The sequence below is a fragment of the Flavobacterium sp. AG291 genome, assembly GCF_003350375.1.
In the GTDB taxonomy this organism is placed as follows: domain Bacteria; phylum Bacteroidota; class Bacteroidia; order Flavobacteriales; family Flavobacteriaceae; genus Flavobacterium; species Flavobacterium suzhouense.
In genome coordinates this window covers 46257-69425 of the sequence record NZ_QQAR01000011.1, presented here as the reverse complement: position 1 = coordinate 69425, position 23169 = coordinate 46257, and the positions used below count along the sequence as shown (strand labels likewise).

At 38.8% G+C, this 23169-nt stretch carries 21 protein-coding genes and 1 tRNA gene; 18 read left to right on the top strand and 4 right to left on the bottom strand.

Translation table 11 applies throughout. The annotated features are described in order from the left end of the window. The first annotated feature begins 201 nt into the window (after positions 1-201). Positions 202-909 (top strand): murein L,D-transpeptidase catalytic domain family protein, encoded by a 708-nt coding sequence (locus DEU42_RS12235; protein ID WP_114758589.1) that lies wholly within the window; start codon positions 202-204, stop codon positions 907-909. Here the strand turns inward: DEU42_RS12235 and DEU42_RS12230 are convergent. Next, positions 898-2484 (bottom strand): murein L,D-transpeptidase, encoded by a 1587-nt coding sequence (locus tag DEU42_RS12230; RefSeq protein ID WP_114758588.1) that lies wholly within the window; start codon positions 2482-2484, stop codon positions 898-900. The genes DEU42_RS12235 and DEU42_RS12230 overlap by 12 nt on opposite strands. 309 nt (positions 2485-2793) lie before the next feature. Here DEU42_RS12230 and DEU42_RS12225 point away from each other — a divergent pair. After that, a tRNA-Gly gene (locus DEU42_RS12225) sits at positions 2794-2866 on the top strand. Positions 2867-3187: 321 nt separating this feature from the next. Here DEU42_RS12225 and DEU42_RS12220 read toward each other — a convergent pair. Both DEU42_RS12220 and pepE read right to left on the bottom strand, forming a co-directional pair. Further along, positions 3188-3574, bottom strand: coding sequence for a 3'-5' exonuclease (locus DEU42_RS12220; protein WP_317047652.1), 387 nt, complete (start codon positions 3572-3574; stop codon positions 3188-3190). 6 nt (positions 3575-3580) lie between these two features. Further along, positions 3581-4288: a dipeptidase PepE gene (pepE, locus tag DEU42_RS12215; RefSeq protein ID WP_114758587.1), complete on the bottom strand. Its 708-nt coding sequence runs from the start codon at positions 4286-4288 to the stop codon at positions 3581-3583. Positions 4289-4385: 97 nt separating this feature from the next. Here pepE and DEU42_RS12210 point away from each other — a divergent pair, with 97 nt between their 5' ends. The 8 genes from DEU42_RS12210 (at position 4386) to DEU42_RS12175 (ending at position 11224) form a co-directional block, all read left to right on the top strand. Beyond that, positions 4386-5114: a hypothetical protein gene (locus DEU42_RS12210; RefSeq protein ID WP_114758586.1), complete on the top strand. Its 729-nt coding sequence runs from the start codon at positions 4386-4388 to the stop codon at positions 5112-5114. After that, positions 5104-5835 carry a hypothetical protein gene (locus DEU42_RS12205; RefSeq protein ID WP_114758585.1) on the top strand — a complete coding sequence of 244 codons (732 nt, stop codon included), beginning with the start codon at positions 5104-5106 and terminating at the stop codon, positions 5833-5835. Before DEU42_RS12210 ends, DEU42_RS12205 begins: the two co-directional genes overlap by 11 nt. Before the next feature lie 16 nt (positions 5836-5851). Continuing rightward, the gene (locus DEU42_RS12200; protein ID WP_114758584.1) at positions 5852-6622 is read left to right on the top strand and encodes a hypothetical protein; all 771 of its coding nucleotides are present in this window, start codon (positions 5852-5854) and stop codon (positions 6620-6622) included. A gap of 2 nt (positions 6623-6624) precedes the next feature. Then, a complete protein-coding gene (locus tag DEU42_RS12195) occupies positions 6625-7419 on the top strand; it encodes a hypothetical protein (protein ID WP_114758583.1) in 795 nt (264 codons plus the stop codon). A 27-nt stretch (positions 7420-7446) separates the two neighbouring features. Further along, entirely contained in the window at positions 7447-7950 is a 504-nt protein-coding gene (locus DEU42_RS12190; RefSeq protein ID WP_114758582.1) for a DUF6702 family protein, read from the top strand. A gap of 10 nt (positions 7951-7960) precedes the next feature. Further along, complete coding sequence (locus DEU42_RS12185; RefSeq protein ID WP_114758655.1) at positions 7961-10225, top strand: M1 family metallopeptidase; 2265 nt, start codon at positions 7961-7963, stop codon at positions 10223-10225. Between the two features lie 92 nt (positions 10226-10317). Beyond that, entirely contained in the window at positions 10318-10611 is a 294-nt protein-coding gene (locus tag DEU42_RS12180) for a twin-arginine translocase TatA/TatE family subunit (RefSeq protein WP_114758581.1), read from the top strand. 1 nt (position 10612) lies between these two features. Further along, complete coding sequence (locus DEU42_RS12175) at positions 10613-11224, top strand: phosphatase PAP2 family protein (protein ID WP_114758580.1); 612 nt, start codon at positions 10613-10615, stop codon at positions 11222-11224. Here DEU42_RS12175 and DEU42_RS12170 read toward each other — a convergent pair. After that, complete coding sequence (locus DEU42_RS12170; RefSeq protein WP_114758579.1) at positions 11183-11824, bottom strand: O-methyltransferase; 642 nt, start codon at positions 11822-11824, stop codon at positions 11183-11185. The genes DEU42_RS12175 and DEU42_RS12170 overlap by 42 nt on opposite strands. Positions 11825-11942: 118 nt before the next feature. On the opposite strand from DEU42_RS12170, the gene DEU42_RS12165 reads away from it, so the two are divergent. The 8 genes from DEU42_RS12165 to dnaG all read left to right on the top strand — a co-directional run bounded on the left by DEU42_RS12165 (position 11943) and on the right by dnaG (position 23048). Continuing rightward, entirely contained in the window at positions 11943-13553 is a 1611-nt protein-coding gene (locus DEU42_RS12165; protein ID WP_158537879.1) for a T9SS type A sorting domain-containing protein, read from the top strand. Between the two features lie 69 nt (positions 13554-13622). Further along, positions 13623-15881: a T9SS type A sorting domain-containing protein gene (locus tag DEU42_RS12160; RefSeq protein ID WP_114758577.1), complete on the top strand. Its 2259-nt coding sequence runs from the start codon at positions 13623-13625 to the stop codon at positions 15879-15881. Between the two features lie 115 nt (positions 15882-15996). After that, positions 15997-17052, top strand: a complete 1056-nt coding sequence (rlmN, locus tag DEU42_RS12155) for a 23S rRNA (adenine(2503)-C(2))-methyltransferase RlmN (RefSeq protein ID WP_114758576.1) — start codon at positions 15997-15999, stop codon at positions 17050-17052. 137 nt (positions 17053-17189) lie between these two features. Beyond that, the gene (locus DEU42_RS12150; protein ID WP_114758575.1) at positions 17190-18167 is read left to right on the top strand and encodes a polyprenyl synthetase family protein; all 978 of its coding nucleotides are present in this window, start codon (positions 17190-17192) and stop codon (positions 18165-18167) included. 197 nt (positions 18168-18364) lie between these two features. Further along, entirely contained in the window at positions 18365-18925 is a 561-nt protein-coding gene (locus DEU42_RS12145) for an RNA polymerase sigma factor (protein WP_114758574.1), read from the top strand. Then, the gene (locus DEU42_RS12140) at positions 18912-19583 is read left to right on the top strand and encodes a hypothetical protein (protein WP_114758573.1); all 672 of its coding nucleotides are present in this window, start codon (positions 18912-18914) and stop codon (positions 19581-19583) included. Before DEU42_RS12145 ends, DEU42_RS12140 begins: the two co-directional genes overlap by 14 nt. A 34-nt stretch (positions 19584-19617) precedes the next feature. Continuing rightward, positions 19618-20685, top strand: coding sequence for a hypothetical protein (locus tag DEU42_RS12135; protein ID WP_114758572.1), 1068 nt, complete (start codon positions 19618-19620; stop codon positions 20683-20685). A gap of 359 nt (positions 20686-21044) precedes the next feature. Further along, complete coding sequence (gene dnaG, locus DEU42_RS12130; RefSeq protein ID WP_114758571.1) at positions 21045-23048, top strand: DNA primase; 2004 nt, start codon at positions 21045-21047, stop codon at positions 23046-23048. Positions 23049-23169: the final 121 nt, after the last annotated feature.

Genomic DNA, 23169 nt, shown 5'->3' with positions numbered 1-23169 from the left:
AAAAAATTAAGATTGGTACAATATCTTTATTACGAGACCGTTATAGTGTTAATTATTGATGAAGTGAGAGGTAGCGCCTGGGAAGAGGCTTGCCAAATGATAAATGTTAAATAATTGATTTTAACAGTGTTGCTATTTTTTTGTTAAGTTTTCTTTAACTATTTTAGCCGCTGTCTAAAAAACACAACTACTAGATTAAATATGGTTTACAACTTTTTTACGTCGGTTTTCTTTTTGTTCTTTACAATTAGTACAACAACACCAAAACACGCCGAAACTCCTGTAAAAACTAATAATGCAGAAGTAAATGCTGTATCCGAGACTGTTTCAGTGTACAATACTATCAGGGCACATTCGCTGTCTATGCCAAAGTTTGAATGCTTTCAGAAAGCCATGAATGGTTTTAAAAAGCTTAAGGCTGAGGGTAAAATAAAAAAAGATATTTTAACGCTAATCGATTTCAGTCAGTCGTCTAACACAAAAAGACTTTGGATTATCGATATGGCTACCAATACGGTACTTTATAATACCCTTGTAGCACACGGAAGAAATAGTGGCGACGAGTTTGCTACTGCTTTCTCAAATGTTGCAAGTTCTAATAAAAGCAGCCTTGGTTTTTATGCTACAGGTGAGATCTATCAGGGTAAACACGGGGCTTCGCTTCGTCTTGACGGACTGGAGCAGGGTATCAACAGTAATGCACGCAGCAGGGCTGTGGTAATGCATGCTGCTGATTATGTTACTGAAGGTTTTATCAAAGCACATAAAAGATTAGGCAGAAGCCAGGGATGTCCTGCGCTGCCGCCAACGCTTAATAAAGAAGTGATCAATCTGATAAAAGGAAAATCATGCCTTTTTATCTACCATCCTTCTCAAAGCTATGCGGCTTCCTCTAAATTACTGTCGTAATTTTTTATAGAGTACACTGTCAAGATTATAAATGTCATTCCTGAATTGCAAACCACCTTTATCCATCCAGGCGGTCCAATATAACTGATGAACGTGAGTCGCTTTATTGAGGCTCACGTTTTTTGTTTCCCCTTCGGCAATCATTTCATCCAGTTTTTCTTTTGTCCAGTCGGCTTCTTCTTTTTCGAGAACATAACCTGCAAGCTTCAGCGGATCCTGTACGCGCACACAGCCTGAACTCAATGCCCTATAGCCTCTTTTAAAAAGTTCCCTGTGGTTTGTATCGTGCAGGTAAACACTAAAACTGTTTCTGAAATTGAACTTTACCAGCCCTAAAGAATTATTTACGCCCGGACCCTGTACATACCTATAGTGGTCAGCCTTTTCGGGATCCCAGTCTTCAGGCAGCGTTTCTATAGTGTCGCGATGTTTGTATATTTTCATGTTGTGATTTGCAAAATAACTCCTGTCTTCAGAGGCCGATGGAGTAAGGTCTTCTTTAAGTATAGTAGGAGGTACCGTCCAGGTGGGGTTAATAACCAGATTGTTCAGCACGGCATGTAACACCGGAGTTCTTCGTTCGGGCTTGCCAACTACTACTTTATACATTTCTATGGTGTCGTTTTCCTCTATAACTGCCAGTTGGTATTCTGGTATGTTAATGAGTAATGCATTTTTACCAAAATCATAAGGGAACCAGCGCCAGCGTTCAAGGTTAGCGATTAACTGCTGCTTACGGGCGGTAAGGCTTGTGTTTAATGCCTTTGCTGTTGAGGTACTCACAACGCCATCAGGATATAAGCCGTGACGTTTCTGGAAACGTTTTACGGCTTTCATCGTTTTACGGTCGTATACGTTTCCCGTGGCATCGGCAGGATTGAGGTCTTTCCAGTAAACCAGCCTGTTTTTAATATCAGTTACTACGTTTCCGGAATCTTTCAGTTTTATGGCAGCGCTAATGTCAATCTTTCTTAGGTTTTTGTCGTCTGGCAGACTGTTTAAAAAAATCATGCCTTCCCTGAGTCCTACATACATTTTGTGGGTAGGCCTGCATTTTTCGAGTGTCTTTTTTATGTCATTTTTGACTAATGCTTCAGTTAGCATTCTATTGCTGTCAAAGTTTTTTGTAGGCAGCGCCCAGTCGTTATACACTTTATAAGGGGTGAGTTTTCCTTTGAATAAATGATTAGCAAGCTTGCGGAACGACTGCGTTAGCAAAATATCATAATGTACGCATTGGTCTTCAGTAATGTCGATCTTGTTTTCGAATTCTTCCAGTTTGCTGAGGTTGTAGTCAGAGGGTAGCAATCCGTCATTAGCAGCATCTTTTATAGACTCAAGCAGGGCGATGCGGTTTTTTTCTTCAGTCCATACGGTTTTGAATGCATTTGAAGAATAAAAATCTTTTATGCCTTTGCTTGCCTCTTCAAGAAAATTCCTGTCGATAGTATGAGGCTTGTTTTTCAGGTGTTGGGTATTTACCACAACAGCAGGTTGTTTTTCTTTTACCCCGGCAGTGTTTTTACAGGAGGCAAGAAAAAATATACTTAGTATTATGCAGGCTACCTTCATCATAACGTTTGAAATTAGCTTTTACTAAATTTACAAAATGATTTATTGCGAAAAATGTAATTATTTGTAAAAGAGGTGTTAAAGGTGAAGACCTAACATCGGGTTACTACTGCCCAATATTCCGGTTCAGTAAAAAGCGGAAGTTTAGGAGGAATCGCTAATGCTGATGGATAGAAAAAAAATGAAAATTTTTTATTGAGGTAACGAATTAATAATAAATAATTTAAGTGCTGATGGTGAAAAAACCTCTAATTTTTTTCATTGAAAAGTTTGCGAATATGGAAAGTGGTTGTATATTTGCACCACAATAACGCGGAAGTAGCTCAGTTGGTAGAGCTCCAGCCTTCCAAGCTGGTTGTCGCGAGTTCGAGCCTCGTCTTCCGCTCTGCGTTAAAAAGCCCAAACTTATGTTTGGGCTTTTTTTATTGCTCTCACAGCAGCCTTCTCTAAAGGAAAGTGATGAGCTTGATTTGAAATTGTTTTGTGTAGAGGGATGAGTTTTTTTATTAGAAAACCCACTTTCTGTTCGTTAGAAATTTACGGTTTCCATTATTCAAGAATTTTATTCAATATCTTGGCAATATTCTTCGCGTCATCCACACCTCTGTGATGTGTACCTTCCAACGGAATGTTCAGCATAGCGAGTGCGCCTGCCATTCCCTATTCGTGTCCCAGCTTGTTTTTCAAGGCGAAAAGCGTCTTTACATTAATGTGATGGACCGAAAGGATAGCCAACATTCACTGCGCTGCATTGCCTTTGGAACTGCTTGAGGTCATATGCGCCAAAACTTGCCCATGCACGGCTTTGCGACATATAGTCTTTTTTAAGTATTGCGCAGGCTTCTTTAAACGATATGCCTTGTTCAGTTACCATTTCAGGAGTTATGGTAGTTAATTCTGTACAGAACTCGCTGACTTCCGAACGCTCGGGTTTTACAATTATACCGCGGTTATCGGTAATATCTCCGGTGTGTATATCGAGCAGGCAGATGCCGATCTCTATGATGTCGTTTTCCATGCCCGGAGGGTTGGGACCATTCCAGCAGGTAGCTTCAATATCTACTACCAGTATTTTGTCTAATTTTTTTGCCATTATTGTTTACTTAAGATCTGACAGGTCGCTTCCGGTTTCCAGTTCTTCGGGTTCTTTGTTCTGACGGAAAAGTCTGGCCTGTAAATCGCCTTTAAGGGTTATTTTGTCGCCATGTACTTCAAGCCAGCTGCCTTCACGCAATCCCAGTACCGGCTGTGGATTAATTTTATGAAATTCATTTATTCGGGTTTCACGTGTTTCACCCATGTGGGTAGAGCCTTCAATAGGGTCAAGGTAATGCGGGTTAAGGTTAAACGGAATTAATGCAAGCGTATTAAAGCTAGGCGGATAAATGATAGGCATGTCATTTGTGGTTTGCATCGTCAGCCCCGTAATGTTACTTCCGGCACTGCTTCCTAAATATGGTGTTCCGTTCTCTACGGCTTTTTTAATGGCAGTCATTACATTGTTCTGATACAGTTGGGTAACCAGTAAAAAGGTATTTCCGCCACCTGTAAATATGGCTTCGGCATCGGCTACTGCCTGCTCGGGGTTGTTAAATTCATGAAGCCCTTTAACACTGATATTTATAGTAGCGAATGTTTCAGCTACTTTTTTAGTGTAGTCGTCGTGGCTAATGCCGCCCGGTCTCGCATACGGTACAAAAAGCAACGATTTGCAATCTTTAAAATGTACTTCGAGCGTAGGTAGTAAATATTCAAGGTAAGCGCCTCCGTGTAAAGTAGAAGTGCTTGCAATAATTAATTTTTTCATCCGTTTAATAATCTAAGAAGAGGTAAAGTTACAAAGTTTTGATACACTTGCAGCGTAGCTTTTCTGCTTGATTCATTAATCACCTAAACTCACGTACTTGAAAAATTTATTTTTCCTGATTTCTGTTGCTGCTACATCCTTACTCACAGCGCAGGAACGTGTCCCTGTTAACGGAAAAATCAAATCAGATGCCGAAGACCTTGAAGGTATCTATGTTATTAATAAAACGGCAGATAATTCGGTTACCACAACACGGGGTGGTTACTTTACGATTCCTGCCAGAGCAAACGACACCATAATCTTTTCGGCAATAAATATTGTAGCTAAAGAAATTACGCTTGAAGAAGAAGATGTGAAATCTACGCTTCTTATAGTCCCTGTTGAAAAGTATGTACATCATCTCGAAGAGTTAATTATTGTTGATTACAGTTATATCAATGCGGAGTCTTTGGGTTTGGTTCCAAAGGGACAAAAGAAATATACGCCCACAGAAAAAAGATTGCTGACAGCAAGTTCATCCAAAATGAATCCTATGGGATTGGATCCGGTTATAAATGCCCTGACCGGACGCACTAAAATGTTAAAAAAAGCCAATGAGACTGCCGAAAAGGAAAATCTTATGGAGAAGATTAACTATATTTATAGTGAGGAAGAACTTGTGACGAAATTCAATATACCGTTAGAATATGTGAGGGGGTTTGTATATTACCTTGTCGAAGATGCTAATTTTGCCAGAGCCATAAAAAACAAGAACGATACTATGGCAAGGTTTCTGATGAGTGGATTGTCAGGAAAATACCTTCAACTTATAAAAGATGAAAACTAAACTACTGTATATTTTGTTATTCCTGTCATTTGCTGCATTCTCGCAGGAAAGACAAAAAATGTTAGGAAGGGTAGTTGTTGGTGATAATGGTGTTGGTGATGTTTTTGTAATCAACAAGACTGCCGGAACTGAAGTTAAAACCGATTATAAAGGATTTTTCGATCTTGTAGCAAAGCCAGGTGACAGGCTGGTGGTATACAGTACTAAAATTGTAGTGCGCGAATTTATGCTTAATACTGATTCGTTTAAGGTAACGCCTTATATAATAAGCGTAAACTTTAATTCTTACGAGCTTCAGGAGGTTGTTATAAATAAATACAGTCACATTAATTCGGAAGCTTTAGGGCTGGTGCCTAAAGGGCAGAAACGATATACGGTAGCCGAACGCAGGCTGTATACGGCCAGCGCAATGACTGTAGGAACGGTTATTGGACTTGATCCTATTATAAATGCTATCTCGGGGCGCACTAAAATGTTGAAAAGAGCCTATGAGACCGAAAAGCAGGAGGGGACTATAGATAAAGTGCGGGGGTTATACAGCGATGAAGAATTTACTGCGAATTATAATATTCCAAAAGAGAAGGTTAACGGTTTCCTGTATTACCTGGCAGAAAATGAAGAGTTTACTGTAGCTATAAAAGGAAATAACAAAGCGTATGTGGATTTTATGCTCGCAGAACTGGCTAAAAAATACCTCAAACTTCAGCAGGAAGATAAATAGCTATAAATAACCAACCATGAAAAATATAATAGCATTTGTTCTGTTTTTTTTACCGACGCTTTTTTTTGCGCAGGAAAGGCATATAGTGTATGGTAAAGCTATTGCAGATGAAATGACTATTGAATTTCTGGAAGTAAAAAATACCACAACAGGAGTAGCGGGGAAAGTAAATGAGCAATCAAGCTTTACTATCAATGCTAAAGAAGGAGACGTGCTTGAGTTTGCAGCACCGGCTTTTAAAACTCTTCAGTATACACTTACGGCAATTGATGTAAAGGAGGAGCTTTTTGTAGTACGGCTTGTGCCGTCTGCAATTTTGCTTGATGATATAGAACTTAGCGGGCTTACGGGTAATCTTTACATTGATAGCAAAAACACCGATGTGGTATTGCTTAATGAAAAATTCAAAGATGATTTTGATCCATCTTTACTGAATCTGGGGAGGGTTGTTGATAACCCATCGATGAATCTGAATTTTATCGCTGTGTATGGGCTGCTTGCCGATGCGTTAAGTTCTTCGGATTCAAAAAATAAAAAAGGCTCTTCAAAAGATAAGTTATACGCAAATGCTAAAGTAGAGCAAAAATCATTTTCAAAAATCCTGCAGGAAAGCTATTCTGAATCATTTTTCACTGAGATTATAAAAGTTCCACGCGAAAAGCTGGGCTTATTTCTTAATTTTTGCAATGATGGGGCAAAACGATACCTGCTCGATCCTAAAAATGAATCTGAACTTATAGCTTATCTTAAAGAAAGATATTTACGATTTGCCAACCTAACCCAATAATTATGAAAGCCAAGTTTCTGTTTTTTCTTTTTCTGCTGATACCACTAATCGGATTTGCTCAAAAGCAGCCGCGACAAATATTAGCCGGCCGTGTAGTAGCTGATTCACTGAATGTAGAGAATCTTTCGGTACAGAATATTACCTCGAATATAAAGGCTATTACCGATGGGAATGGTGACTTTACCATATATGCCCGACCAACAGATACGCTATTATTTTCAGGGATAGCAGTGCGTGAAGCAAAACTGGTGTTGAAAAAAGAACATTTTACAGGAAGGAGACTTGTTATTGAGCTTAACGTTGATGTTACAGTGCTTGATGAGGTAGTGATTAAGGCTAATGCACTTACCGGAGATCTGGAAAGTGATAGTAAAAACACTAAGACTAAAAACATAACAGGAGGAATGAATTCTGCCGGTCTTATAGCCAGTGATCCCACGATAAGGCCAATTGCGAATCCTAATACGGCATTGCCAAGCAATGTTTTGGGGAGTCCGCTGACAGGAGTTAATTTCAATGAAGTCTATAAAATGATCTTTAAGAAAAAGAAACGCACTGATAAAGGTGAGATTTATGGCAATAGCAGTGCTAAGAATTTTTCTGAGAATGTAAAAGAACGCTATACACATCATTTTTTCACCAATATGCTTAAAATTCCCAATGATGAGATTGGGCTATTTCTGGCTTATTGCGACAAAGGAAAAGAAACTGCCTGGATGCTTGAGCCTAAATATGAGTTTGAACTTACTGACTATCTTGTGAATCAGAGTTCAGAATATTTAAAAAAGGGTAAATAAATCATTAAGTTTATTACATTTGGGGCGATGAGAAAAATTGCCGCAAGTATTACCCTTTTACTTTCCGTTACAGTTATGATGGCTGTTAGCGCACATAAGTATTATGTGTCGGTATTTCAGCTAAACTATGTTCCTGCAAAAAAGGAAATACAAATGACTTCGCGTATTTTTATCGATGACCTTGAAACGGCTTTCGTAAAAAAATACAAGAAGCACTTTTACATTGGTACATCAACTGAAGTTGCCGGAACCGATGAATACATCAAGAAATACATAACGGAAAAACTACACATAAAAATAAACGGTAAAGAAAAACAGATAAAATTTTTGGGAAAAGAAAAGGAAGATGATATTCTTGTATGTTATTACACACTTCCGGCTGAAAAAGCTATAAAGTCTTTGGTTGTAGATACTACTGTTTTGTTAGATGTGTTTGATGATCAGCAAAATATAATTCATGTTGCGGTAGGTGGTAACAAAAAAAGTCTTTTGCTGACTAATGGTACAACCGGAGGTGTACTCGGGTTCTAAAATCTGGATTATGAAGAAACTACTATATACGTTGTCGTTGTTGTCGGCAATACAAATTACAGCTCAGGAAAAAAATGTTCAAAAGCGTGAGCCGGGGCATAAGGACAGTAATAAGTTTAGTCAGATGTATGATCTTCTGGCAACGCCAAATATGTTCCGTACTGCATCGGGAGCTCCGGGACCTGCGTATTATCAGCAGCAGGCCGACTATAAAATGGATATAGAGCTTGATGATAAAAACACTAAGATTTTAGGTAAAGAAACAATTACCTATCATAATAACTCGCCTGAAACACTGGATTATCTTTGGGTACAGCTCGATCAGAACCAACAGGCAAAAGATTCGAAATCGAAACTTGTAGAGAGTCAGAAAATGGATCAGGCCTACAAACCTGATGCTTTTTCGCGTCGTTATTTTGAAGATGGCTTTCCGGGAGGATTTAATATTGAGTATGTTCAGGATGCTAATGGTAAGCCTTTGAATTACATTATTAACCAAACAATGATGCGTATCGACCTGCCGACACCACTGAAACCGGGAGCAAAAGTTTCGTTTTCGATCAAATGGTGGTACACGGTAAATAATTACCGTGTTTATGGTTTTCGTTCGGGCTATGAGCATTTTGATAAGGATAATAACAACCTGTATGTAATAGCGCAGTTCTATCCTAGAATGGCGGTTTATAATGATGTGGAAGGTTGGCAGAATATGCAGTTTTGGGGAGCGGGAGAGTTTGCATTGCCATTTGGTAATTTTGAAGTGAATATTACTGTTCCTGCCGATCATATTATGGATGGTACGGGTGAGCTTCAAAACAGGGCCGAAGTGCTGACACCTGAACAATTGAAGCGTTATGAACTTGCAACAAAAACCTATGATAAGCCTGTCGTTATTGTAACACAGGAAGAGGCTGAAAAAGCGGAGAAAGGTTTCTCATCGCAAAAGAAAACCTGGAAATTTAAAGCTACTAATGTCAGGGATTTTGCTTTCTCAACATCAAGGAAATTTATTTATGATGCAATGGCAGTAAAGCTGTCGGAGAAAACCGTAATGGCAATTTCGCTTTACCCTAAAGAAGCTAATCCGCTATGGGGAGACACCTCTACTAAAGTGGTAGCACATACTTTAAAAACATATTCTAAATATACTTTTGATTACCCTTATCCTAAGGCGATATCAGTATCTGCTGAAGATCAGGGGATGGAGTACCCAATGATATGCTGGAACTACGGAAGACCTGATGAAAAAGGTTTTGTGAGTGAAAGGATCAAATGGGGTAATATGAGTGTTATTATTCATGAGGTAGGGCACAATTTCTTCCCAATGATCGTGAATTCTGATGAAAGGCAGTGGACCTGGATGGACGAAGGGCTTAATACTTTCCTTCAGTATCTTACAGAGCAGGAGTATGATGCTAACTATCCGTCATCGCGTGGACCTGCTGCCAAGATAGTACCCTATATGAGTGGTGATCAGAAATTTCTGGAGCCTATAATGACAAATTCTGAAGCTATACATCAGTTTGGCTCTAATGCTTATGCGAAACCGGCAACCGGACTTAATATGCTTCGTGAGGTGGTTATGGGCAAAGAACTATTTGATCATGCTTTTAAAACGTATGCTAACCGTTGGAAGTTTAAGCACCCAACGCCGGAAGATTTTTTCAGGACTATGGAAGATGCTTCGGCTGTTGATCTTGACTGGTTTTGGAGAGGCTGGTTCTATACTACCGATTATGTAGATATGGGGATACAGGAAGTAAAACAATATTATGTTACCGAAACACAGCCTGAAAGCCTGAAAGATGTTAACATCAAAAAAGGAAGATTCGACAGGGAAAAAGGTCCTTTTGTTTATATGGTTGCTGACGAGTCTGAGCTAAAGAACAGGGATAAAAAAGCCCTTGATGTGCAAGATGTAAGGCTACTTGAAGATTATATGGGGTCTAAGTTTACGCCGGAAGAAAGAACCAGGCTAAAAGCTCCGAAATATTTTTATGAAGTGACTTTTAACAAGCCGGGCGATATGCTTATGCCAATAATTGTTGAGCTTGCTTTTGAAGATGGTACTACAGAAAGTCATACCTTCCCGGTTCAGATATGGAGAAAGAACAACGAAACGGCTTCACGTGTTTTTGCAACTGAGAAGAAAGTTACTAAAATTATGCTTGATCCTAAATTGCTTACTGCCGATGTTGATACTTCAAATAATAGCTGGCCAAAGCAGGAATCTGGCTCAAAATTCGATCAGTTGGAGAAAAAAGGAAGTAAATAAGTTAAATTAGGTTTAGTAATTGTAAAATCGCAAACCCTAAGCCAATTAAAAACGTAATTTATAATACCTTTGTATATTAAATTTTTGAAGCTATGTTTGGAATAGGAGGAGGAGAGATTTTCTTCATCATAATAGTGGTGCTTATGTTGTTTGGGTCTGACAAGATTCCGGAAATTGCGCGCGGCCTTGGTAAAGGTATGCAGCAACTTAAGAATGCCTCTAACGAGATAAAAAGCGAGATTCATAAAAGTGCCGACCTTGATGGTATCAAAAGATCATTTGAGGATATTGGCAGTGATAATATAACTAAAAATATTACCGGCGAGATTGACAAGGTGAAAGAGGATATTGAAGATATGTCGGGACCAATAAAACGCATCAGATAATATGCTTGATAAGCTGGCAAACCTTGACAGGGATGTATTTGTATACCTGAATTCCCTTGGTTCTGAATTTTTTGACCCTTTTTGGGAATTCATAACAAAACAGCAAAACTGGATTCCGGTTTTTGCCATTATTGCTTATCTTACCTTTAAAAGACTAGGATGGCGCCACGCGCTCTTAGTGGTAGGAATGATAGCTGTACTTATCGCCTTTACAGATCAGACTACGAACCTTTTTAAAAATGGTTTCCAAAGGTTAAGACCTGGTAATAATCCTGAAATTGCGGGTATTATCAGGGCAGTTCAGCACCGCAGGTCTTTCAGTTTTATTTCTGGGCATGCTGCCAACTCTATGGCTGCTGCTTTTTTTCTGTATAAAGTTTTGAGGCCGTATCTCAAATATATGGGCTTCTTCTTTTTATGGCCACTTATATTTGCCTACAGCCGTATTTATCTTGGGTTGCATTATCCGGGCGATATCCTTGTAGGTTATGCGTGGGGCATTTTTACCGCCTGGCTTGTATTAAAATTATATGTTTATTTAAGGGATAAATATTTTCCTCAAAAAGAAAATTTAGATAACCCTACTAACAGTGAGCCCATCACGAATGGGTAACAATACTGTTTCGACTCTCGGGTCTTCCTTAAGCAACTGATTGTATTCTAAAAGTATTTTTGTGCTTTTATCGTTTGCTTTTACAGGTTCAAGTACTTTTCCGCTCCACAATACATTGTCGGATAATATGATGCCACCTTTGTTCATCATAGGTACTATCATATTAAAATAGTTGATGTAGTTCTCTTTATCTGCATCGATAAAAACAAGGTCAAATTTCTTGTTTAGCGATGGTATCATATCTAGCGCATTGCCCAGGTGCTGTGTTATTTGGTCTTTCCACGAAGAAAGATCAAAATACTTTCTTTGAAAATCAAACAATTCCTCATTATTGTCCATGGTGTCAAGCGTTCCGTTTTCCTGTAAACCTTCGGCCAGGCAAAGCGTAGCATACCCTGTGTAAGTTCCAATTTCAAGTATATGCTTAGGATTTACAAGTTTAGATATTATACTTAATACCCTTCCCTGAAAATGTCCGCTCAGCATTCGTGGCTGAAGTATTTTCTGGTGGGTTTCCCTGTTCAGGGCAGTCAGTAAAGCAGGTTCGTTTTCGCTATGGAAAGCAGCATAATCCTCAAGTTCTTCCGATATGAAATGCATAAAATGATTTTTGACAAAGGTAATAAATGACGGGGTACGGATAAATTATATCAGAAAGTTTTGCAAACGGAACAATTTAACATTTAAACGGTTATTTTTACTGGGCTAAATGCTAATTATGAAAGGTATATCTACATTTTTATTGATTTTTGTTTTTATCGCCGGATACAGTCAGGTTACTAATGAAGGTAAACCCTTAAGCTGGGGATTTACTAAAAAGAGCAGGATAGATAAAATTATCATGCCTGTTTTTGATATTGCTAAACTCCGGGAAGAAGATAAAATTAATGATGCCGATAAAAAAAAGGCATGGCGCTATGGCTATGAATTTTTAGTAGATAATAATCTTAATAACAGCGGTGAGTGGACTGCTTTACCTAATGGAGACCGGGTTTGGCGAATTCGTTATTACTCCAAAGGGGCTAAAACACTGAATTTCCTTTTTAGTGATTATTATATGCCTGAAGGGGCAAAAGTATACCTGTACAACGATGAAAGAACAGATTTGCTTGGGGCTTATGATGCAGCGCAGAATAACGAACGAAGAGAATTAGGTACTTGGCTGGTAAGCGGTGATGATATCTGGATAGAATACTATGAACCGGCTGCTGTAAAAGGAATGGGTAAACTGGAAATCTTTAAAGTTGTTCATGGCTACAGATCTGTTGCAACTATGAAAAAATCGCCGGATGATGATCTCAATGCATCGGGTGACTGCAATTATGATGTAGATTGTGATATGGGTACTATCAACAGTTATAAAGATATCAATAAAAAAGCGGTAGGTCTGATCATAGTAAACAACTCAAGTTTTTGTACCGGTACGCTTATCAATACTACGACAAGTGACGGTACGCCTTATTTGCTTACGGCGAATCATTGCGCTGAAGGGAAAAATGTATCTAACTGGGCATTTCGTTTTAACTGGATAAGTCCAAATCCGGTATGTGCAGAGAGTACTGATAGCACTACCAATGCTCCGAATTATTACCAGACTGTGAGCGGTGCTGAATTAAAAGCTAAGAGTGCCGCCAGCGATTTTTGCCTTCTTAAGCTTACTTCTCAGCTTCCGGAGGCATGGGATTTGGTATGGGCAGGGTGGAGCAGGAGTACAACCCCGCCATCATCTACTTTTGGTATCCATCATCCTTCCGGAGATATTATGAAAGCCAGCAAGGATAATAATGCTCCATCAATAAATAATAGCGACGGGCTTTTTATGTGGGTGGTTAATGACTGGGAAATGGGTGTTACTGAGTCAGGATCTTCCGGGTCGGCTTTATTTGACAATAACGGAAGGATAATTGGTCAGTTGTATGGAGGGGAATCAGGTTGCAATGGTACTTCCGATAATGGTGGTTATGATATTTATGGCCGATTTGATATTTCATGGAATGGGGGAGGTACTTCTGCTACAAGGCTGAAAGACTGGCTGGATCCGGAAAATACCAACGCCCTGACCATAAATTACCGTTCTTCAACAGATGCGCCTCAAAAGGATATTAAATTTTCTGTATATCCTAATCCGTCTTCAGGGATTGTTACTATTGATTCTCCTAAAGTATGCGACTTTGCTCTTTTCAATATGGTAGGTCAGTTAATAGCGCATGGTCGGTTAGTGCCGGGTAATAACAGCATAGATATTTCGGGAGCGGTAGTAGGAGTTTATCCTTTGGTAATAACCGAAAGTTCGGGACATACTATAGAATTCAAAGTTGTAAAATATTAATAACGCAAATAGTTGTTTTTGTTATATTTGTAACAACTAAATATTCTGTTTACAATCATAAAATAGCGAATGAAAAGAAAAATTACGTTCATGTTGCTTATGCTTGTTGGCATAGCTTCAGCACAGGTAACAAATGAAGGCAAGCCCTTTAGTTGGAAAAATAAAGGTTTCGAACCCTTCGAAGCCTATAGGATGCCGGATTTTGACCTTTCAAAACTTCAGGCTCAGGACGAAATAACGGATAAAGATAATGGAAAGCCATGGCGTTATGGTTTTGAGTTTATTGTTGATCATAATTTACAAAATAGCGGTAACTGGAGTGTTTTGGCTAATGGAGACCGGGTTTGGAGGATGCGCTACTCTTCAACAGGAGCCCAGACACTAAATTTCCTTTTTAGTGACTTTTACATGCCGAAGGGAGCAAAAGTATATCTGTATAATAATGACAGGACTGATTTGCTTGGTGCTTATGATGAGCAGCAGAATAATGAAAAGCGTGAGCTTGGAACCTGGCTGGTAAAAGGAGATGATATCTGGATTGAATATTATGAACCTGCTGCCGTAGCCGGTCAGGGTAAACTGGAGGTGTTTAAAGTAGTACATGGTTACAGGTCACTAAGTGCATTTCAGAAAGATCCAAGTGATGGACTTAATACATCAGGCAATTGTAACTATGATGTGAATTGCTTTATGGATGATATTGACGGACTTAAAGACATCAACAAAAAGTCTGTAGCACTTATTATTGTTGCCAATTCATCATTTTGTACAGGTGCACTTATAAATAATACCAGCAATGATGGTACTCCTTATTTTTTAACAGCTAATCATTGTGCCGACGAGACTATAAATCAATGGTCATTTCGTTTTAACTGGATTAGCCCTAATCCTGTTTGCGCCGGTAGTGCTGTAAGTACCGATAATGCACCAAATTATTATCAAACAGTTAGTGGTGCTCAGTTAAAGGCAAAACGTGCCCAGAGTGATTTCTGCCTGTTACAGATTACCTCCACTTTGCCGACAGAATGGGATTTGGTTTGGGCAGGTTGGGACAGAAGTGAAACGCCTGCGCAATCAACTTTTGGAATTCACCACCCGGCGGGAGATATTATGAAAGCCTGTAGGGATTTTGACGCGCCAATATTAAATAATGATGGAGGCGAATTTATGTGGGAAGTTGCTGATTGGGATCTGGGAGTAACTCAGGGTGGTTCTTCTGGATCACCATTGTTCAATCAGGACGGAAGAATAATTGGTCAGTTATATGGAGGAACTTCAGGCTGTAATGGAGATACAGATAATGGAGGAGACGATGTTTACGGAAGGCTTGGCAAATCGTGGGATGCCGGAACAACTTCTTCAACAAGGCTTAAAGACTGGCTTGACCCAACAAATACAGGAGCAACGACAGTTAATTATTATCCTGAACAACCGGTATATGTTGTTAATGCAAGAGTTTCTGTCTCTGAGCTGGGTCTGACAGGTTGTGATAATGATGTTCATCCTGTAATACGTCTGGTGAATAAAGGAACGCAAAATCTTACCTCTGCACAAATTACTTATACGTTTAATAATGTTCCGTCGGTTATAAACTGGACAGGGGACCTTGTTGTGAATACAGCAATTGATATTGAGTTGCCTGTGCTAGAGGGAACCTCAGGTGAGAATACACTCTCTGTTGAAGTTACTATGCCTAACGGACAGAACGACGAAGATACATCGGATAATTTGGTGGTTAACAGTTTTATTGTGACCGTTATGCCAATAACGAATGTTGAGTTTTCTCTTCAGACGGATTATTTTGCTGAAGAAACATCATGGGAACTTAAAAATGAAGCAGGTGTTGTTTTGTATGAAGGTGATAACTATAGCGAGTTTGAATCTTTCTCGCAAACTTTTACGCTGACCACTGCCGGTTGCTACACATTTACCATTTATGATAGTGAGGGTGATGGTATGTGTTGCGATTACGGACCTGGTTTTTACAGGTTAGAGACACCTGAAGGGACACTGATTCATTTAGGGGGTGCATTTGGTAGTTCGGAGACTGTAAATTTCAGGCTTACTGACGTTCTTGCAGCAGACGATTTTGCTTTTAAAGCTTCCGTGAAAATATATCCGAATCCGTCTTCAGGCATTTTTAATATTGTGTCGGAGAATAATCTTGATTATACATTAACCAATATGCTGGGACAGACAATTAACACAGGAAGCCTTAATCAGACAGGCAATGTAGATATCAGCTCGAATGCGGCTGGTGTTTATATGCTTAATGTGAGAGAAACGGCTACCGGAAAAGCAGCTAATTATAAGCTGATAAAACAGTAAAGCCGATAAATAAATATATTCAACTCCGGAAGCAGGAAATCCCGCTTCCGGAGTTTGTGTTTTATGCGTAATCCTGATAAACGGATATTTGCTAAATAGTTAGTACCTTTGCGGCATGCAAACGGAGAAGAAAGATATAAGGGCACTTACAAAAGAGCAATTGCGCGATTTTTTTGTAGCTAATGGCGATAAGGCATTTAGGGGTAACCAGGTGTATGAGTGGCTGTGGAGCAAAAATGCCCATAGCTTTGATGATATGACCAATGTTGCCAAAAGCACAAGGCAGATGCTGGAAGATAATTTTGTTATCAACCACATTCATGTAGACCAGATGCAGCAAAGCAGTGATGGTACTGTAAAAAATGCTGTGCGCCTGCATGATGGGCTTGTCGTTGAGTCGGTTCTTATACCTACAGAAACCCGTACTACTGCCTGTGTGTCGAGTCAGGTAGGGTGCAGTCTTGATTGTAATTTTTGTGCTACAGCAAGACTAAAGCGTATGCGAAACCTTAATCCGGATGAGATTTTTGACCAGGTGGCTGCTATTGATGCCGAAAGTCGTTTTTACCATAACAGGCCGCTTTCTAACATTGTATTCATGGGCATGGGAGAGCCGCTTATGAACTATAATAATGTTATTAAAGCTATCGATAAGATTACTTCTCCTGAAGGATTGGGTATGTCACCCAAGCGTATTACTGTTTCTACTTCAGGACTACCTAAGATGATAAAAAAGCTGGCAGATGATGATGTTCGTTTTAAGCTGGCTGTTTCGTTACACTCTGCTATCGATGAGGTTCGTTCCAGGATTATGCCTTTCAGCGAAAACTTTCCTCTGGCAGACTTGCGTGAATCACTGGAGTACTGGTACAAAAAGACCAAAAGCCGTGTTACCTATGAATATGTGGTATGGAAAGGAATTAATGACAGAAAAGTGGATATTGATGCACTTGTAAAATTCTGTAAATATGTTCCGTGTAAAGTGAATCTTATTGAATACAATCCTATTGATGACGGAGAGTTTCAGCAGGCAGATCCGGAAGTGATAGATGCCTATATAAAAGCTTTAGAACGAAACGATATTGTTGCAAAAGTGCGACGTAGCCGTGGAAAAGATATAGATGCTGCCTGTGGACAGCTTGCTAATAAAAACGAAGCCGCCGGAGTATAACCGGCGGCTTTCGTTTTTTTTAATGTTTGGCTTTATATTTAACCGTAAAAGAGGTATGTGTTTTTTAAAGAAATATTAAAATTTTTGAAGCAAAGTAGTGTTTGCTGTTAACTCGCTTTTGCGTATTTTTGGAGGGCATGAAAATTACCGAGCAAATTAAGCAGCCCATATCTCAGGAAATGGAACTTTTCGAGAAAAAGTTTCATGAGTCGATGTCTTCTAAAGTGGCGTTGCTAAACAGAATCACATATTATATAGTAAATCGTAAAGGGAAGCAGATGCGCCCTATGTTTGTGTTCCTTACTGCTAAAATGGTAAGCGGCGGTACAGTAAACGAACGCACTTACAGGGGAGCATCAGTAATTGAGCTTATCCATACCGCTACCCTGGTGCATGATGATGTCGTGGATGACAGTAACAGGCGCAGGGGATTCTTTTCTATTAATGCATTATGGAAGAATAAGATTGCAGTATTAGTTGGAGACTATCTGCTTTCTAAAGGATTGCTGCTTTCTATCGATAATGGCGATTTTGATTTGCTAAGGATAATATCGGTAGCCGTACGTGAAATGAGCGAAGGAGAGCTGCTTCAGATTGAGAAAGCCCGCAGGCTTGATATTACGGAGGATGTATATTATGAGATCATACGTCAAAAAACGGCGACACTTATTGCAGCATGCTGCTCGTTGGGAGCCTGTTCGGTAGATCCGGATGGGGTGCATACCGAAAGGATGAGAAAGTTTGGGGAGCTTATAGGTATGGCTTTCCAAATTAAAGATGACCTGTTTGATTATACTGAAGATTCGATAGGTAAACCTACAGGTATTGATATTAAAGAACAAAAAATGACCCTTCCGCTTATCTATGCGCTTAATAATTGCACTAAAGAAGAAAAACGATGGGTAATAAACTCGGTTAAGAACCATAACAAAGACAAAAAACGCGTTAAGGAGGTTATTGACTTTGTTAAGAAGAAACAGGGACTGGCTTATGCTGAAAAGCGCATGGCAGAGTTTAGGGAAGAGGCTCTTTTATTATTAGCAGACTATCCGGCATCCATATATAAAGATGCATTAGTGCTGATGGTAAATTATGTTATAGAAAGAAAAATATAATTTTAAGTCCAATATTTAAGTAAAGCCGCTCATTGAGTGGCTTTTATGTTTTTATTTTGAGTGGTCAAAAAAAAATATTTATAAAAAATGAATTATTTTTATCTATTGATGCAACCATTTTAAAAGACATCTCGTCTATGCTAATAGAAGTCGGTTAATAATTGAAAAATGACCGCTAAACCAAACAACCAATCGTTTTGAAAGTAATTGCCCTACATCAGGAAGAGAAAGATACCATTGCACAGGCGGCGGAGAATAATCGTCACGCACAGCAACAGATCTACTCTAAACATGCTCCGAAGATGCTGAGTATTTGCAGGCAGTATGTAAAAGATGTACACCAGGCAGAAGATATAATGATAACGGCCTTTATGAAAGTCTTTACCAATATAAAAAACTTTGAGAATAAAGGGAGTTTTGAAGGCTGGATCAGGAGGATAATGGTAAATGAATGTATTTCTTACCTGAGGGTGCAGAAAAAAGTAAAGTTCCTTGAAGATGAGTTTTATGTGGAAGATACTTTTAATAATATAGAAAGTCATTTTTCGGTAGAAGATATACAATCGCTCATTGATGGTTTGCCGGACGGATACCGGATGGTGTTTAACCTTTATGCGATTGAGGGGTTTAAGCACCAGGAAATAGCGAAGATGCTCGGGATAAACGAAGGTACATCGAAATCGCAGTTGTCGCATGCAAGGAAGATGCTGAAGGATCAGATTAACAAATTAAAGAATTACGAAAATGGAACCGAATAAAATGGAAAAGGAGTTTAAAGAGAAGCTGGAGCAAAGGACCATTCAGCCCTCTGACATGGCCTGGGACAGGCTTGATGCGATGCTTTCGGTTGCTGAAAATAAAAAACCGAAAAAGAACAGAAGCTGGATGTATATCGCTGCTGCTTTTTTAGTATTCCTTCTGGTTGGGGTACTGTTCTTAAACCAGGAAAAGGAAAATTCAGGAATTGACACCAATAATAGTGTAGTGGTAAATGATAATGAGGTTCAAAACGAGTCTGATTCCGTAGAGAGTGAGGTGGTTGTTGCTCCGGTAAGAACACAGGAAGCCGTTGCTCATCAGTCGCCTCGTAAACAAAGTGGAAAGATCAATACCGAGGCAGGAAAAACTATTATTAAAACAGAAAAAGCTACACAGGTTTTACCACAGGGAGTGATTGCTTCAAATGAGAAACAAGAGTCGCCGATAATAGTGCGCGAAAATACTGACAAAATACTTGCTGATGCAACATCTGCCGAAACAGCTAAAAAGAAATCAACTGTAAAAGTAGATCCAAACTCACTGCTTTCGGCTGTTGAAGAAGAACTTGACGATAGTTTTAAAGACAGGGTACTTATAGGAGCAGCTAAAAACTTTAAAGCAGTGCGCTCGGCAGTTGCGAACAGGAATTACGAATAAAATCACCAATAACAAATAATTAAAAATCATCAACATGAAAACAATAACTTTTTATGTGGCAGGATTGCTATGCCTTCTTGCGACCAAAGTTTTAGGACAGGAAACTAAGCCTGCAACTTTTGAAGAAAGAGCTAAAGAGATCTCTAAAAACATAGAGACTATTACCAAACAGCAAAAGGATTCGCTTAAAATTGAGGTAGAATCGGTAAATGTTAAGCTTGATAATAAAGAGATAACAGCAGAGCAGGCTGAAGCACAAAAGCAGCAATATGCTGAAAAACGTGCTACAAATATCGAAACTAAAGTAGCAGTAGAACAAGCTAAACTAGATCAGTTGGTAAAAGATAAAGTAGATGGTAAAGTGGCATACAATGATAGAAAAAAGCACAAGATAGCTTTTATTACTTATGAAAGAGGCGATGATGACGAAGATTCTACTAAGGTTTCTGTACAACGTTATGATTACAAAAGGACTACTTCGCAGTTTGTGTTTGCTTTAGGGATAAACCGCCTAATGACTGACGGAAAAGTGGATACCGCGAATTTTGAGGACAGATCTGATTTTTATGAGTGGGGTATAGCATGGAATACAAGAATATTCGACAACAATAATCTGCTGCATTTTAAATACGGACTTTCACTTCAGTATAACAATCTAAGGCCAAAGGATGATAAAATATTCGTGACAGATGGAGATAAGACATTATTAGTAGATTCAGGAAGGAATCTTGATAAGGTACGTCTTCGTTATGTTAACCTTGTTGTGCCAATGCATTTGGAATTTGATTTTACTCCAAAAAAAGTGAATGGAGATAAGGTATATTATCCGATTCAGAAAGGTTTCAGGTTAGGTGTTGGAGGATATGCAGGTGTAAATGTAAAAGAGAAACAGATTCTTAAATACAAGAATGATAATGGTAACAGGGTTAGGGATAAAACCAAAGGCGATTTTAATGTAAATGATTTTGCATACGGTTTAAGTGCTTATGTAGGTTATAGAGATATTAGTGTGTATGCAAAATACGATCTTCAGCCGGTATTTAATAACAACGATATTGATCAGAATAACTTTTCTTTAGGATTGCGTTTTGACTTCAATTAAACATAAGGGTTAGTTTTGTACTTTGAAAGAAGGGTGTTGGCGTAAACGACACCCTTCTTTTTATTATGTATGTCACCATTTGGTGAAAAAATGCAATTCTTAACATTGAAAAGAGTAAAATACCCATTGTTGGGTATTTTTTGAAAGGTACTTTGGGCGTATTTTTGAAAAAGTTTTTAGGATTACTGTGAAAGGTTATCAAAGTGTAAGGAACTGTCCAATTCTTAATACTTTAACAGGATCAGTGATCATTAGATGTAGTGTATTTCTTTTTTTTTTGGTAATGAAAAGCAGGCTGAGTAAGAGCCTGCTTTTTTATTTTGTAACTTTGGCACTCATATAATTTTTCCTGTTACATTTTGATATCCAAAGCCAGTATAGATACCGTTTTTGAGACCGCCCGCGTTGAGGAGGTTATTGGTGATTTTGTTAATTTAAAAAGAGCAGGTTCAAACCTTAAAGGGTTGAGCCCGTTCAGTAATGAAAAATCGCCTTCGTTTATGGTGTCGCCGGTAAAGCAGATATGGAAAGATTTTAGTTCGGGTAAAGGTGGGAATGCGGTGGCCTTTTTAATGGAACACGAACATTTTACCTATCCGGAGGCTATTCGATACCTGGCAAAAAAATACAATATAGAACTCGAAGAAACCGAGCAGACGGAACAAGATAAAGAACAGGCAAATGAGAAGGAGAGTATGTATCTTGTCTCGGAGTTTGCTCAAAAATATTTTCAAAATACCCTTTCAAATACCGACGAAGGACAGGCTATTGGCTACTCTTATTTTAAGGAGCGTGGTTTTACAGGTGATACCATAAAAAAATTCGGATTAGGTTATTCTCCGGAAGAATGGGATGCCTTTACGAAAGAAGCGCTTGGTAAGGCTTACAAGCTCGAGTATCTTGATAAGACAGGATTTACAATTGTGCGTGAAGATGGCAGACATATTGACCGTTTTCGCGGTAGGGTTATGTTTCCTATTCAAAGTATGTCGGGGCGAGTGCTTGGTTTTGGAGGGAGAATATTAGGAAACGATAAAAAAGCTGCCAAATACCTCAATTCACCTGAAAGCGACATTTATCATAAGAGTAAAGTGCTTTATGGTATTTACCATGCTAAGCAGGCTATCGCTAAACTTGATAACTGTTACCTTGTAGAGGGATATACAGATGTAATACAATTCCATCAGGCAGGTATAGAAAATACGGTAGCGTCATCGGGTACTGCACTTACACCTGATCAGATAAGGCTTATCAACAGGCTTACGAAAAACATAACGGTTCTTTTTGATGGTGATGCAGCAGGATTAAGGGCTTCTATCCGTGGTATCGATCTTATTCTTGAAGAAGGAATGAACGTAAAGGTGTGTGCCTTTCCTGATGGCGAAGATCCTGACAGTTTTGCCAAGAAAACGCCACATGATGAGCTGGTTGCTTACCTGAATGATAATTCTAAAGATTTTATACAGTTTAAGGCAGGGCTTCTTATGGATGAAGCAAAGAACGATCCTGTAAAGAAAGCCGGACTGATTAGGGATATGGTTACCAGTATCTCTAAGATACCTGATCGTATTCAGCGTGAAATATATATTCAGGAATGTGCACGCATAATGGATATATCAGAACAGGTACTTTCCAGTACACTTGCCCAACTGGTACAAAAAGATGTCGCAGATGCCGGAAAAAAGATGAAGGAAGAGCAGCGTGAGAACGCAATGAGGCCTGTGTATGATGACGTAATGATGTCTCCGGACGAGCAATATAGGAATGAGGAAATGAGTTCGTTAGATGGCATAGAAAAAGCAATTGTTGATGCGCTTTTAAAATATGGGCACGTTGAGGATGAATTTGAGGATAGTTACATAAAGTTTGATGAGTTTGGAGTTGAAAAGCTTGTCAAGGAAAAGAAAATGTGCAGGGTATATGAGAGGATATACATGAATATTCTTGAAGACGAAATTGAGTTTTCAAATACGCTCTTTAAAGGATTGTATGACGAATTGATTTATAAATCCTATGCGCTGACAGAAAAACGGGCTTTTTCAATAAATGATGTTTCTCAGGACTTACAAGGGTTTGCAACCGAGCTGTACATGGAAGATGAAAAATATCTTTTAAGTGGTTGGGAAGAAAAGCAAAGTATACCCGTAAGATTAAAGGTCGATACAATTGTTGAACATGTAGATCAGCTAATTCTGGATTTAAGATGGAGATTGATGGATAAATACATCGCAAGTCTTATATCACAAGTTTTGCCTAATGCTGATAATGATGAAATAATGCTACAGATTAGGGACAATCAGGTTTTTATTAATAAGGTATCTGAAAAATTAGGACGAATAAGAGTAAGGAAATTAAACATATAAAATAAAAACGCCCCGGTAGTAAGCGGGGCGTTTTATTTGGTTGGTGGGTATTGGCAAAACAATACCGCACTAATACTTTATAGTAAGTGTAATGTTGTTTTCCGAGGATAGTTTTTTGTGA